At 59.9% G+C, this 13823-nt stretch carries 13 protein-coding genes; 5 read left to right on the top strand and 8 right to left on the bottom strand.

The annotated features are described in order from the left end of the window. Window positions 1-5: 5 nt before the first annotated feature. Window positions 6-1367: a metalloprotease PmbA gene (gene pmbA / locus INT39_RS19435; protein ID WP_193075642.1), complete on the bottom strand. Its 1362-nt coding sequence runs from the start codon at window positions 1365-1367 to the stop codon at window positions 6-8. A 96-nt stretch (window positions 1368-1463) separates the two neighbouring features. Here pmbA and yjgA point away from each other — a divergent pair, with 96 nt between their 5' ends. From yjgA to egtB, 3 genes are all read left to right on the top strand, one after another. Further along, on the top strand, window positions 1464-1988 hold the full coding sequence (gene yjgA / locus INT39_RS19430; RefSeq protein WP_193075641.1) for a ribosome biogenesis factor YjgA: 525 nt from the start codon (window positions 1464-1466) through the stop codon (window positions 1986-1988). Window positions 1989-2063: 75 nt separating this feature from the next. Then, the gene (gene egtD / locus INT39_RS19425) at window positions 2064-3038 is read left to right on the top strand and encodes an L-histidine N(alpha)-methyltransferase (RefSeq protein ID WP_193075640.1); all 975 of its coding nucleotides are present in this window, start codon (window positions 2064-2066) and stop codon (window positions 3036-3038) included. A gap of 1 nt (window position 3039) precedes the next feature. Further along, window positions 3040-4248, top strand: a complete 1209-nt coding sequence (gene egtB / locus INT39_RS19420) for an ergothioneine biosynthesis protein EgtB (protein ID WP_193075639.1) — start codon at window positions 3040-3042, stop codon at window positions 4246-4248. 460 nt (window positions 4249-4708) lie between these two features. On the opposite strand, the gene INT39_RS19415 is transcribed toward egtB, so the two are convergent. From INT39_RS19415 to bioB, 7 genes are all read right to left on the bottom strand, one after another. Further along, the gene (locus INT39_RS19415; protein WP_193075638.1) at window positions 4709-6514 is read right to left on the bottom strand and encodes a phenylacyl-CoA dehydrogenase; all 1806 of its coding nucleotides are present in this window, start codon (window positions 6512-6514) and stop codon (window positions 4709-4711) included. Window positions 6515-6942: 428 nt separating this feature from the next. Then, window positions 6943-7251 carry a flagellar basal body rod C-terminal domain-containing protein gene (locus tag INT39_RS19410; RefSeq protein WP_193075637.1) on the bottom strand — a complete coding sequence of 103 codons (309 nt, stop codon included), beginning with the start codon at window positions 7249-7251 and terminating at the stop codon, window positions 6943-6945. 48 nt (window positions 7252-7299) lie between these two features. Then, complete coding sequence (gene bioD, locus INT39_RS19405) at window positions 7300-8004, bottom strand: dethiobiotin synthase (protein WP_193075636.1); 705 nt, start codon at window positions 8002-8004, stop codon at window positions 7300-7302. 13 nt (window positions 8005-8017) lie between these two features. Beyond that, on the bottom strand, window positions 8018-8812 hold the full coding sequence (gene bioC / locus INT39_RS19400; protein ID WP_193075635.1) for a malonyl-ACP O-methyltransferase BioC: 795 nt from the start codon (window positions 8810-8812) through the stop codon (window positions 8018-8020). Next, a complete protein-coding gene (locus INT39_RS19395) occupies window positions 8805-9521 on the bottom strand; it encodes an alpha/beta fold hydrolase (RefSeq protein WP_193075634.1) in 717 nt (238 codons plus the stop codon). Before INT39_RS19395 ends, bioC begins: the two co-directional genes overlap by 8 nt. Next, window positions 9518-10690, bottom strand: coding sequence for an 8-amino-7-oxononanoate synthase (gene bioF, locus INT39_RS19390; RefSeq protein ID WP_193075633.1), 1173 nt, complete (start codon window positions 10688-10690; stop codon window positions 9518-9520). The genes INT39_RS19395 and bioF overlap by 4 nt, the downstream gene beginning before the upstream one ends. A gap of 119 nt (window positions 10691-10809) precedes the next feature. Next, on the bottom strand, window positions 10810-11859 hold the full coding sequence (gene bioB, locus INT39_RS19385; RefSeq protein ID WP_193075632.1) for a biotin synthase BioB: 1050 nt from the start codon (window positions 11857-11859) through the stop codon (window positions 10810-10812). Between the two features lie 78 nt (window positions 11860-11937). Here bioB and INT39_RS19380 point away from each other — a divergent pair, with 78 nt between their 5' ends. Both INT39_RS19380 and INT39_RS19375 read left to right on the top strand, forming a co-directional pair. Then, window positions 11938-12654 (top strand): ComF family protein, encoded by a 717-nt coding sequence (locus INT39_RS19380; RefSeq protein ID WP_193075631.1) that lies wholly within the window; start codon window positions 11938-11940, stop codon window positions 12652-12654. 139 nt (window positions 12655-12793) lie between these two features. Beyond that, the gene (locus INT39_RS19375; RefSeq protein ID WP_193075630.1) at window positions 12794-13768 is read left to right on the top strand and encodes a serine/threonine protein kinase; all 975 of its coding nucleotides are present in this window, start codon (window positions 12794-12796) and stop codon (window positions 13766-13768) included. Window positions 13769-13823 lie beyond the last annotated feature (55 nt).

Raw genomic sequence — 13823 nt, 5'->3', positions numbered from 1 at the left:
CCGCTTTACGAAGCCCCGCCGACGGTCATTCCGTCTACCAGCCAGCTGCCGGTCAGATAGTTGCCACGCCGCTCGATGTCCGAGCCGACACAGCGCAGATTGCTGAACATGTCTTTCAGGTTGCCGGCAATGGTGACTTCCCGGACCGGGTGACTGATCACGCCATTCTCTACCCAGAAGCCACCCGCTCCCCGGGAATAGTCCCCGGTGACGCCATTGACGCCCTGCCCCATCAATTCGGTGACCAGCAGACCGGTGCCCATTTCCTGCAGCAGCGCCGACAGGTCGCCGGCGTTGGAATTGATATGCAGGTTGTGCACGCCGCCCGCATTGGCAGTACTTGGCAGATTCAGTCGCCGTCCGGAATAGGTGCCCAACACCCAGCTTTGCAGCACACCCTGTTGAATGAAGCTCTGCGCCCGCGTAGCCAGACCATCTCCGTCGAAAGCGGTACTACCCAGCGCCTGGCGCAGATGCGGTCGCTCATCGATGGTGACCCACTCGGGGAATATCGAACTTCCCATGGCGTCCAACAGGAAAGTCGATTGACGGTACACCGCACCGCCGGAAATCGAACCGATCAGCTGCCCAAGCAGACCTGAAGCCTGGTCAGCGGCAAACAGCACGGGTACCTTGGCGGTCTTCACCGGTTTAGCGCCCATCCGTGCCAGCGTGCGCTCAGCGGCCTTGCGGCCCAAGGCCTCCGCACCCATCAGGCGCTCGGCCTTGCGATCCACCGTGTACCAGTAGTCGCGCTGCATGCCATCTTCGGTATTGGCAATCAGCACCGCCGAGGCGCTATGGCGCGTGCCCAGCGAGCTACCGATGAAACCATGGCTATTGCCATACACCCGGCAGCCCTGCTGGCTGCTAATATTGGCGCTGTCGCTGCTCAAGCGTGAATCCATCGCCAGTGCTGCCGCTTCACACTCCAGCGCCCGTTCGATGGCGGTATCGGCATCCAGTGCCCAGGGGTGATACAGGTCCAGGTCGGGAAGGTCATGCGCCATCAATGCCGCGTCAGCGAGACCGGAATAACTGTCTGCAGAGGTATTGCGCGCAATCACCAGCGCCGCCTCGACTGCCGAACGGATCGCCTCGTCGGAGGTATCCGATGTGCTTGCCGAGCCCTTGCGCTGATCCAGGTATAAAGTGATGCCGAATCCCTGATCCCGATTCAGCTCCACGGTTTCCACTTCACCACGGCGTACGCCAACCGACAGCCCGGTATTCTGACTGACCGCCACCTCGCAGGCTGACGCGCCCTGACGGCGGGCCTCGTCGAGAATGAAAGCCACGCGCTGCTCAAGTTGCTGGCACAGGGCGCTGGGGTCGTCATCGTGCTGGACAGGAAGCTGGTCGGTCATATGATCTCCTTGTAAGGCAGCCATTGTACCCCGGACAGCCGGCCTGTGAACGGGTATCATGGCGCATTGAACAGAACCGGCGAACGGGCAGCAACCATGACAGATTTCCCTGAAGAACACGACAACGACGACCAGGAAGACGAGGTAAGCAAAAGTCAGGTCAAGCGCGAGATGCGCGCGTATCAGGAGCTGGGTCTTCGGCTGACTGAGCTCAAGCCTCACCAGTTGGACAAACTGGATCTCACTGACGAGATGCGCAAGGCACTGGAGGAAGCGCACCGTCACACCGCACGCGGCGCACTGAAACGTCACCTGAGTTTCGTTGGCAAGCTGATGCAGGTTCAGGATGTGGAAGCCATTCAGGCCTATCTCGACCGGCTCGACAGCAGCAGTCAGGCCCACGCGCAATTCTTCCATCAAATGGAACGCTGGCGTGATCGCCTGCTTACCGGCAAGCCGGCGGAGCAGCAAGCTTTCATGGAGGCCTACCCGGACGCCGAGCGCCAGACCATTCGTCAACTGGTCCGCCAGGCCATGAAGGAAGCCGCGGAAGGCAAGCCACCCGCTGCATCGCGCAAACTGTTCAAGCTGATCCGCGAAGTCATCGAGAACGCAGCGTAACCCGACGGCAGGGCGAATGGCGATCTGCGGCTGATGTGCTAGTTTCAATGAGACCACCTAGCCACAGGACATGCCGTGAATATCGCCACGCCCTTGCCCCGTCTGGAAAATCTGCTTCCCCCTGATATCGATACCGAGCATCAGCAGCTGCTCGTCGGGCTCATGCAACCTCAAGCCTGTATCAACCCCAAATACTTCTACGACGACACCGGATGCGAGCTATTCACCCGCATCTGCGAGCTCGAGGAGTACTACCTTACCCGCACCGAAGCAGCCATTTTCGAGCGCAGCGCGGATGACATCAGCTCGGCGCTGGTCAATCACGCCCAATGGATAGATCTGGGCTGTGGTGATTGCAGCAAGTCGCGACGCTGGCTGAAGCATGTCACGCCAGCAAGACTGATCGGCGTCGACATCGCCGGCGACTTCCTGCAAAGCTGCCTGGCTGACATCGCGGATGAACATCCTGAGCTGGAATGCATCGGCGTGGTCAGCGATTTCACTCACCGCCTCGATCTCGGCAAACTGCTCGCAGAAGACCAGTCCAGTCCGCCACTGTTTTTTTACCCCGGCTCCTCCATCGGCAACTTCGCCCGCGCTGACGCACTCAGCCTGCTGCGCTGTATCCGCCGGCACTGCGGTGATAGTGGCCAACTGCTGATCGGCATCGACCTGGTGAAACCCAGACATATTCTGGAAGCAGCCTATGACGACGCCGAGGGTGTTACCGCTGCGTTCAACCTGAACGTGCTGCAGGTGGCCAACCGGTTGTTGCATGCGGATTTCGAGCCGGCCAATTTTGCTCATCAGGCGGTGTATGATCCGGTCCAGAGTCGCATCGAAATGCGTCTGGTAGCGCAGCGTTCACATAGCGTTCAGCTTCAGGATGCGGAGCGGCGCTTCGAAGCGGGGGAGCATATTCTCACCGAGTACTCCCACAAATACACCACCGACGATTTCAGCACCCTGCTCGCCCAGGCCGGCTTCAGTTGCCAGCACCTGTGGACCGACCCACAGCAATGGTTCGGCGTCTTTCTGGCGGAATCGTGAGATGACGATGCAAGCGCGTCACTCCGAGGCTGCACTACTGCAGTCTCGCTATCGCAACGTGCGTGATGACAGTGTCGAGCTGATTGACGGGTTGAGCGCGGAAGATTGCCAGCTGCAATCCATGGCCGAGGCCAGCCCGCTCAAGTGGCATCTGGCGCATACCAGCTGGTTTTTCGAAACCTTCATTCTCGGTGAACTGGCCTGCCCACCGGCACCTTTCGATCCCGCCTTCAGGATACTGTTCAATTCCTACTATATCGGCGTGGGCGATCGCCATGCCCGCCCCGAACGCGGCATGCTGTCACGTCCGTCGCTGGAGCATGTGCTGGCCTACCGCAGGCATGTCGATCAGCACATGCAACAAGCACTCGCCGCAGCAAACTTTCCAACCAAGCTGGCCAAACTGGTTGAGCTGGGCCTCAACCACGAACAACAGCACCAGGAGCTGATGCTCACCGACCTGAAACATCACTTTTCCCGTAACCCGCTGTTTCCGGCTTGGCGGGAGACCGGCACCGATCAACACACTCCCGCCGGTCCCGCTGCCACTCCATTGTCGTTTGAAGGCGGCTTGGTCGAGGTGGGACATGACGCCAACGGCTTCTGTTACGACAATGAATTGCCACGTCACCGCGTCTGGCTCGAACCTTTTACTCTGGCCAGCCGCAATGTGAGCAACGGCGAATATCTGGCATTCATCCGTGACGGCGGCTACCAGCGGCCAGAGCTATGGCTATCCGATGGTTGGGATCAGGTTTGCAACGAACAATGGCAAGCCCCGCTGTACTGGCAGCATGATGACAGTGGCTGGCATGTATTCACCCTTCACGGTCTCCAACCCGTGAACGATGAGGCGACCCTGACCCATATCAGCTTCTACGAAGCCGATGCTTACGCCCGCTGGGCCGGCGCCCGATTGCCCACCGAAATGGAGTGGGAGCACGCCGCAACGCAGAACCAGCAGCTGCAAGGCCTATTCGACGAAGTATGGCAATGGTGCAATAGCGCCTACCTGCCCTACCCCGGCTTCCAGCCCGCCGCAGGGGCGGTCGGCGAGTACAACGGCAAGTTCATGATCAACCAGATGGTCCTGCGCGGAGGCTCTCTGGCTACGCCCGGCGGTCATAGCCGGGCTTCGTATCGAAACTTCTTTCCGGCGTGGGCGCGGTGGCAATTCAGCGGGGTTCGGTTGGCTTGGGATGCAGGTTAGGCTTGATTCTATTTGGTGCTCAGTGCTGGTGCGAAGTCGGTAGGGGCTGTCCGGACACGCTGTGAATACATCCCTGTAAGCTCATTGATGCCATCCATGGCATCAAACGGTCCGGCCATCCCCTACCGACTCCGCACTCAATGGCCCTAGACGCCACTGATTGTTAAACATCCAAAACCTTTTGGTTTGAGAGCCCTCCTCACATATCCGAGAGGATTTCCACGATCATTTGCGGGGGTTTAACCATCAGCCAGCACATAGCTGATAAGTGGGGAGCCGGCTGACCCTGACCGGACCGTCGGTTGCCAGGGATGGCAACCGCGAGCTTACAGGGACGTATTTACAGCGTGTCCGGGCAGGGCCAGCCGGCTTCACACAGACACACAACCACAACAGCCAAAAAACAAAAAAGCCGCCCCTGTCACCAGGAGCGGCCTTGTAGATCACTCAACGCCAGCGATTAATAGCCCAGCGAGAAGTTCTCTTCGTCCATGTCCATCAGGTTCGCGGAACCGGACAGCATGGCCTCTGCGTGGGTGCGAGTACGCGGCAGGATGCGCTGGTAGTAGAAACGCGCAGTCTGCAGCTTGGCTTTGTAGAAAGCCTCTTCACTGGTGCCAGACGCCAGTTTCTCGACAGCGACACGAGCCATGTCAGCCCAGAAGTACGCCAGGCACACGTAACCGGAGTACATCAGGTAATCCACTGACGCAGCACCTACCATCTCGCGGTCCTTCATCGCAGCCATACCGACCTTCATGGTCAGGTCAGCCCATTCCTTGTTCAGCGTAGCCAGCGGGCCAACAAACTCCTGAACGGCTTCGTTGCCTTCCTGAGCCTTGATGAACTTGTGCACGATCTTGGTGAAGTTCTGCAGGGTAGCACCCTGCGTCATCAACACCTTGCGACCCAACAGGTCCAGCGCCTGAATACCGGTGGTGCCTTCGTACAGCATGGAAATACGCGCGTCACGTACGTTCTGCTCCATACCCCACTCGGAGATGAAACCGTGACCACCGTAGATCTGCACGCCGTGGTTGGCCGCTTCAAAACCGACTTCGGTCATGAATGCCTTGGCGATCGGCGTCAGGAAAGCCAGCAGGGAGTCAGCCAGTTTCTTCTGCTCGTCGTCCTGGCTGCGCTTGATGATGTCGACCTGCTTGGCAGTGAAGTACACCATGGCGCGGTTACCTTCAGCGAAGGCTTTCATGGTCAACAGCATGCGACGCACATCAGGATGCACGATGATCGGGTCAGCCGGCTTTTCCGGAGCTTTCGGTCCAGTCAATGCACGCATCTGCAGGCGGTCGCGGGCGTACTGGATGCCGCCCTGGAAACCTACTTCAGCGTGGGCCAGACCCTGCAGAGCAGTACCCAGACGTGCGGTGTTCATAAAGGTGAACATCGCGTTCAGACCTTTGTTCGGCTGCCCGATCAGGAAACCGGTGGCGTTGTCGAAGTTCATCACACAGGTAGCGTTACCGTGGATGCCCATCTTGTGCTCCAGCGAGCCACAGGTCACTGCGTTGCTTTCGCCGTTCTCGCCTTCGGCGTTCGGCAGAACCTTGGGTACGATGAACAGGGAAATACCCTTGGTGCCAGCCGGTGCGTCGGGCAGGCGGGCCAGTACGATGTGGACGATGTTCTCGGCCATGTCGTGCTCACCGGAAGAAATGAAGATCTTGGTACCGGAGATCTTGTAGCTGCCATCGCCAGCCGGCTCGGCCTTGGTGCGCAGCATGCCCAGGTCAGTACCGCAATGGGATTCGGTGAGACACATGGTGCCAGTCCATTGGCCGGAAACCAGCTTGGTCAGGTAAACCTGCTTCTGCTCGTCAGTGCCGTGGGCTTCGATGGTGTTCATCGCACCATGGGACAGACCTGGGTACATGCCCCAGGACCAGTTGGCCTGACCAACCATTTCGCTGACTGCCAGACCCAGGGAATCGGGCAGGCCCTGACCACCGTATTCGGGGTCCAGAGACAGGCTCGGCCAGCCGCCTTCAACGAACTGCTCGTAAGCCTCCTTGAAGCCCGTCGGCGTTTTCACGCCATCGGCAGACCAGGTGCAGCCTTCAGTGTCACCAACGCGGTTCAGCGGTGCGATGACCTGCTCACAGAATTTTGCACCCTCTTGGAGGATGGCATCGACCATATCGGGGGTGGCGTCTTCGCATCCCGGCAGGCTGCTGTAATGCTCTTCATAACCCAGTACTTCGTCGCGAACAAAACGGATGTCACGCAGGGGAGCCTTGTATTCTGGCATGGGTACTGACCTCAACGATTATTTCAGGATTCGGGACGGCGACGAGCCAGCTGGCCCATTCAAACGCGTGTTTGAAACTTACGTTTCAGTCGCAATAATGTCAAGCCCTGCTGGATGAAAAGCAGGAGAATGCACACGGGAAGCCTGAGACTATCAGTAAAGATCAAGAGACAGGAGTGGTGGAGGGTAGCGATCGGATTGGCAGGTGAGCGCGTGACTTTCCCCAAGAGATGGTTCCCGCACTCCGCGTAGTAACCGCACCGTGGACGCCTGCGTCCAAACTGTCAGCCTGCAGGGCGTGTGGGATGAGACGCAGGAGCGTCCCGACAGGCATTCCCACGCTGGAGCATGGGAACGATCTGGTGTTGCGGGATGGGTAACTATCGAGTGGCCAGCGGGAGAGCTGGGCCGCTCCTGCAAAGGCTGGTTCAGACTCTGATGTCGATCAGGGTGCCCAGCACCTCGTCGGCGGTGTCGATGACTGCGGCGGCTACTTCGACTTCGCGCTGGGCCTGTTGCAGTTCGACCAGGCTGTCAGCCAGATTGACCGGACGATTGCTGTCCACTCGGGTGCTGGCTGCGGGCTGGCCGGTTGCCGGCTGCAGGGGAATGGCACCAGTTGCTGCGGCGTTCACCGGGGCGCCGGCTCGGGCGATTTCCGCGGCAGCGGTGTTGGCGCGGTATTGACCCTGACGCATGGCATCAAAGCCGGAAGAAAGCAGATCAAGCGAAGCCATGGCTGGGACTCAGATAGTGGCAATATGCCAATTCAAGCACATAAAACCTCAGGATGACATGCCGCCGGTCGGAGCAATGAGCGTATCTATCGCCAGATGCTCAGCAACCGCAGCCGAGCTGAGCTGCTCCAGACGTGGCACCACCCCCAGACAGGGTGCCTGCAGCAGCGTTTTCAGGGTTTGCAGATTATGCTGTTGGCGATCCATTTGCGGATCAACCTGATTGGCAACCCAGCCGGCCAGCTTCAGACCGTCAGCGGCAATGGCCTCGGCAGTCAACAACGCGTGATTGATGCAGCCCAAGCGCAACCCTACCACCATGATTACCGGCACATCGAGCTCTATGGCCAGATCAGCCAGGGTCTCCTGATCATTCAACGGCACGCGCCAACCACCAGCACCTTCCACCAGCGTCAGATCCGCATCGCGTTCGAATACCTTGAGGCAGCCGGAGGCCAGACTCGCAGCCGTCAGCTCCAGGCCGGCCTCACGGGCAGCGATGTGCGGAGCGATCGGCGGTGCAAGCGCTACCGGATTGAGCACCTCGTAGCTCAGCGGCGGGGAGCATTCCGCCTGCAGCGTCAGGGCATCGTCGTTGCGCAAACCTTCAGGAGTGGATTCACAGCCGGCGGCCACCGGTTTCACTGCCGCGGTCGTCAGTCCACGCTTACGCGCCGCGTGCAGCAAGCCTGCCGCAATGGTGGTCTTGCCGATCTCGGTATCGGTGCCGGTGATGAAGAAACGCTGGGGCATGGAAGGCTCCGTCTCAGGTGGGTTTGAACATCAGTATCTGTGCCACTTGCCAACTGGCAGGGAGCCCCTGGGTCGTGCGGAACATTTCATAGGCTTCAGTCAGCCGGCGCAGTCGCGCCCTGCCGGTGAGGCCACCCGGCCGCCCGGGATTGATGTTATGCGCACCGAGCGCCTTGAGCTCCTGAGTCAGCTCGCCGAGCCGCTGGTAATGCAGAGTGTGCGCTTCCACATCGCAGCGCCAGTCGGCGAAACCGGCCGCAGCCAGTATGTTTTCCAGCTCCTCGAGCACCATGAAGCGGTTGACGTGAACAAAGTCATCCACCGCCCGCCAGGCCGTGCGCAGCTCGTGCAGACTGCCATTCAGCAAGGTATTGAAAGCCAGACAACCGCCGGGACGCAGCACCCGATACGCTTCGCGCAGCACCAGCAACAGCAACAGGTCAGGACACCATTGCAACGCCAGGCTGGAAAAGATCAGCCCCTGCGAGTTCGAGCGCAGCGGCAAGGCTTCGGCATCGGCTGCCACCCAATGGGTTATCTCCGGGCTGATCTGCCGGGCATGCCGCAGCATGCCTTCGGCCAGATCCAGCCCCATGACCCCTTGCTCGAACCGCTCATGCAGTGCTCGGCTGAAATAGCCGGTGCCGCATCCCAGATCGATCACCTCAGTGGGTGCGACGCCTTGTGGCAAGCGCGCCAGCAGATTACTGCCAACGGTACGCTGGAGCGCAGCGGCTTGATCGTAGGTCGCCGCAGCGCGGCTGAATGAATCGGCAATCAACCGCTTGTCAGGTACTTGCTCAGACATGCCTGGACTCCAGCCACCCGGCGATTTCCTCGGCCAACCAGAGAGGCTGCTCCAGCGGCAAGGCATGGCCGGCTTGAGGATGCACCGCCACGCTGGATACGTCATGCAACGCGGCAATGGCTGGTGCAACACCCTCAGGCACCAGCGCGTCCAGCGCCCCAAAACAATGCAGCATGGGCTGGTTTGGACGACTCAATGCCACGCGGTTATCGAGCATGCCCAGCACGGCCAGGGCATGCAGACGCTGATCAGCATCCAGAGCATCCCAGGACAGATTTTTGGCCAGCTGTCTGGCATGTGGACTGCCCTGGGTGACCAGCAGGGCGAAGCGTTTGAGGGTTTTCTCCGGCGTATCGCGGTAATCGTTATAGAACGTCTTGAATGTGTCGGTCGGCATGGCGTCGGCCCAGCTTTTGCGCTCAACAAAACAGGCATTGGCGGCCAGGGTGACGACCTGTGGGAAATGCTCCGGGAATCGCCGATGCAGCTGCACCGCAAGCATGCCGCCCAGCGACCAGCCAATCAGCACGCCCGGCCTGATCTGTTGGGCAAGACTACTCAGGTCGGTTTCCAGACTGGATAGTTGAATCGCTGGCAGCGACAGGATATCCACAGTGGCGTTCGGGATGCGCTCAAGCAACGCCTCGCGCAGCGGCTGCATATTGTCCGGCGCCAGCGCCCAGCCCGGTAATAGAGTGATGTGTTTCATGCGCTTATCTCCGGCAAGCTGGATAGAGCCTGCTGCAGTGCTTCCAGCAGGCGGTCAATATCCTCCGCACTATGCGCAGCAGACAGGGTAACGCGCAATCGAGCCGTGCCCTGCGGTACGGTCGGCGGGCGGATGGCGGTCACCAGAATACCGCGTTCACGCAACGCCGCGGACAGCTGCATGGCGCGTTGGCTGTCACCGATCAGCAGTGGCTGGATCGGCGTGGGGCTATCCATCAATTGCAAACCAAGGGCACTGGCTCCCTCACGGAAGCGCGCAATCAGCCGCCCCAGATGTTCCCGGCGCCAGCTCTCCTCACGTAATAGCTGCAGGCTTTTCAGCGTTGCCCACGCCACCGCCGGCGGTTGGCTGGTGGTGTAGATATAGGGCCGGGCAAACTGGATCAGGGTTTCGACCAGCTCTTCACTGCCAGCGATAAAGGCACCGGCAGTGCCAAAGGCCTTGCCCAGCGTACCCACCAATACCGGCACGTCATCTAGGCTCAATCCGTAATGCTCGACGACACCCCCACCCTGCTCACCCAGACAACCGAAACCATGGGCATCATCAACCATGACCCAGGCGCCTTGAGCACGGGCCTGCGCGCAGACGGCCGGCAGCTCGGCAAGATCGCCATCCATGCTGAACACGCCGTCGGTGACCACCAGTGTATTGCCGACGGCCTTGGCCAATCGCTTGTTCAGGCTGTCTGCATCATTGTGCAGATAACGGGAAAAACGCGCGCCACTGAGCAATCCGGCATCCAGCAGCGAGGCGTGGTTGAGTCGGTCCTGCAGAACGGTATCGCCCTGCCCGACCAGTGCAGTAATAGCGCCCATATTGGCCATGTAACCACTGGACATCAGCAGCGCCCGCGGCCGACCAGTCAACTCCGCCAAAGCGTCCTCCAACTGGTGGTGCGCCTCACTGTGACCAATCACCAGATGCGAGGCGCCGCCGCCAACACCCCAGCGGCGAACGCCCTCGACCATGGCCTCAGCCACCTCGGGGTGATTGGCCAGGCCCAGATAGTCATTGCTGCAGAACGCCAACAACCGCTGGCCATCGACAGTGATATGCACATCCTGCGGCGAGGTCAGCCGTGGGCGCTGGCGGTAGAGATGAGCAGCGCGGCGCTCGGCCAGGCGGCTGGATAGGTCAAACGGCATAGGTCCACGCAGCTGCCAGCAGCAAGCTCACACGCTGAGCTTGCTGTGCAGACTCAAGAATTCAGGATGCCGGCGCTCGCCGGGCCAACTATTCGGACAGCTTGATCACGCGGCGATAATCAGACCGCCGCCGCATTGGTAAACATGGCGCTGTCGCGCTGTTCGATCAATGCCTGCTCGATCGCTGCCTGATGCACTTCATCATCATGCTCCTGACGCTCCTCGGGCTTGATGCCCAGGCGGTCGAACAGGCGCATGTCTTTCTCCGCCTGCGGGTTGCTGGTGGTCAATAGACGGTCGCCATAGAAAATCGAGTTGGCCCCGGCGAAGAATGCCAGTGCCTGTGTCTGTTCGCTCATCTGTTCGCGGCCGGCAGACAGACGCACGTGGGATTTGGGCATCATGATGCGCGCTACGGCGAGCATACGGATGAAATCGAAGGGATCGATGTCCTCGGCGTTTTCCAGCGGCGTACCAGCGACCTTGACCAACATGTTGATCGGTACGCTTTCCGGGTGCTCTGGCAGGTTGGCCAGCTGGATCAACAGACCTGCGCGGTCTTCCAGCGATTCGCCCATACCAAGAATCCCGCCCGAGCAGATCTTCATGCCCGCATCACGCACATAGGATAGAGTCTGCAAACGGTCGCCATAGGTGCGGGTGGTGATGATGTTGCCGTAGAACTCCGGCGAGGTGTCCAGGTTGTGGTTGTAATAATCCAACCCGGCATCGGCTAGTGCAGCGGTCTGCTCTTGGGTCAGTTTGCCCAATGTCATGCAGGTTTCGAGACCCAGTTCACGGACACCACGCACCATTTGCAGCACATAAGGCATATCCTTCTCGGAGGGATGCTTCCAGGCTGCACCCATGCAGAAACGGGTTGCGCCGATGGCCTTGGCCGCTACCGCCTCGTCCAGCACCTTCTGTACTTCCAGCAGCTTTTCCTTGTCCAGGCCGGTGTTGTAGTGGCCGGACTGCGGGCAGTATTTGCAATCTTCAGGACAGGCGCCAGTCTTGATCGACAACAAGGTCGAGACCTGCACGCGGTTGGCATCAAAGTGCTGACGATGCACCGTTTGCGCCTGGAACAGCAGATCATTGAAGGGTTGGCGGAACAGGGCCAGCACTTCTGCCGGAGTCCAGTCGTGACGGGTAACAGACGCAGTCATCGGGGCATATCCTTGGAGTCGGTAGGGATTTCACTATGCAACGCATGATAATGACGGCATGGAGACTGTCAACCACTTATGATCACCAAGGTTTACAACTGGCTAGATTTCAACCAATTCAACCGCTGTCTTTTATGCTTGGGTCCAGCAGCGGGAATTCCGGAATGCCTGTGCCATGGATGCCTCGGCGACCTGCCCTGGCTGGGCCCGGCCTGCCGCCAATGCGCTTTGCCCATGCCCGCTCCGGATCAGCTGTGTGGTCAGTGCCTGCATAATCAACCCGCCTTCACTCAGGTAGTGACACCTTTCCGCTATGCCTTCCCGCTGGACAGCCTCATCCCCTCCTTCAAATACCATCAGCAACTGATCTACGGTCGATTGCTCGCGCACCTGCTGCAGCAAGCCGTTGCCCAGCATTACCATGAGCGACAGCAAGCGCTTCCCGACCTGCTGATCCCCATGCCCCTGCATCGTGCTCGCCAGGCACAACGCGGATACAACCAGGCACTTGAGCTCGCCCGCCCGATTGCCCGCCTGCTGAACCTGCCGCTGGATCGGCACAGTCTGGTGCGGCAGCGACCGACAGCACCACAACAAGATCTGGACGCCCAGGCCCGCCGGCAGAATCTGCAGAATGCCTTTGCCTGTCGTCATCCGGATCGCATAGCGGGAAAACACCTCGCCATGATCGACGACGTAGTGACCACCGGTACCACGGTCAACGAAGCCAGCCGTATCCTGCTGAACGCCGGCGCAGCCAGCGTCAGTATCTGGTGTGTCGCACGTACGCCCTAGACGCAGCGGCATTCAGGAATGCTGGCCGTGCGGGTGGCTGGTGCGTGGTGATTCCCTGTAAGCTGCAAGCCATTCAGTAGCGATCCGATTGATACGGACCGCTTGTAACTTGCGGCTCGCCGTTCATTAGGAGTTGTTGATGAGTCACCCTTTCGCCCTGCTGACCCCCGATACCGTGCTGGACGCGGTGGAGTCGCTCGGCTTTCTCAGCGATGCTCGTACCCTGACGCTGAACAGTTATGAAAACCGCGTATTTCAGATCGGTATCGAAGACGGCCAGCCACTGATTGCCAAATTCTACCGACCGGAGCGCTGGAGTGATGCGGCGATTCTGGAGGAACATCAGTTTTCCCTGGAGCTGGCCGAACGCGATATCCCGGTGATCCCGCCCATGCAAATCGACGGCCAGACCCTGTTCGAGTTTGCCGGCTTTCGCTTCAGTCTGTTCAAGCGTTTCGGTGGCCGCGCGCCGGAGCTGGACAACCCCGATCACCTGCTGATGCTCGGCCGTCTGCTCGGGCGACTGCACGCGGTCGGCGCCATGAGCCCCTTTGAACATCGCCCGGAATTGACCGTGCAATCCTTCGGCCACGAGAGCATTGCCTGGCTACGCGAGCATGACAGCGTGCCAGCGAACCTGCGTCCAGCCTATTTTTCCGTGGCCGATGACCTGCTCGCGCGCATCGATGAGATCTACCGCGCGCACCCTTACCAGACCACCCGCCTGCATGGCGACTTGCACGTCGGCAATCTGCTGTGGCGCGATGAAAGCCTGTATATGGTCGACATGGATGACTGCCGCCAGGGCCCGGCGATTCAGGATCTGTGGATGATGTTGTCCGGCGAGCGCGATCAGCGTCAGGCGCAACTGGCCGAACTGGTTGACGGCTACAACGAATTTCACGACTTCGACCCGCGCCAGCTGCCGTTGATCGAATCCCTGCGCAGCATTCGGCTGATCCACTACAGCGCCTGGCTGGCCCGCCGCTGGGATGACCCCGCCTTCCCCATGCATTTTCCCTGGTTTGCCAGCGAACGCTATTGGGCCGATCAGGTCCTCACCTTGCGCGAACAGCGTGCTGCGCTGGATGAACCCACGCTGCGGCTGTTCTGAAACTCTTCTGATCCTGCTTCATCAATACCATCAATGGCTGTTCCCCGACGACCGA

Source organism: Pseudomonas sp. FME51, assembly GCF_014897305.1.
This window is presented reverse-complemented; position numbering and strand designations above follow the sequence as displayed.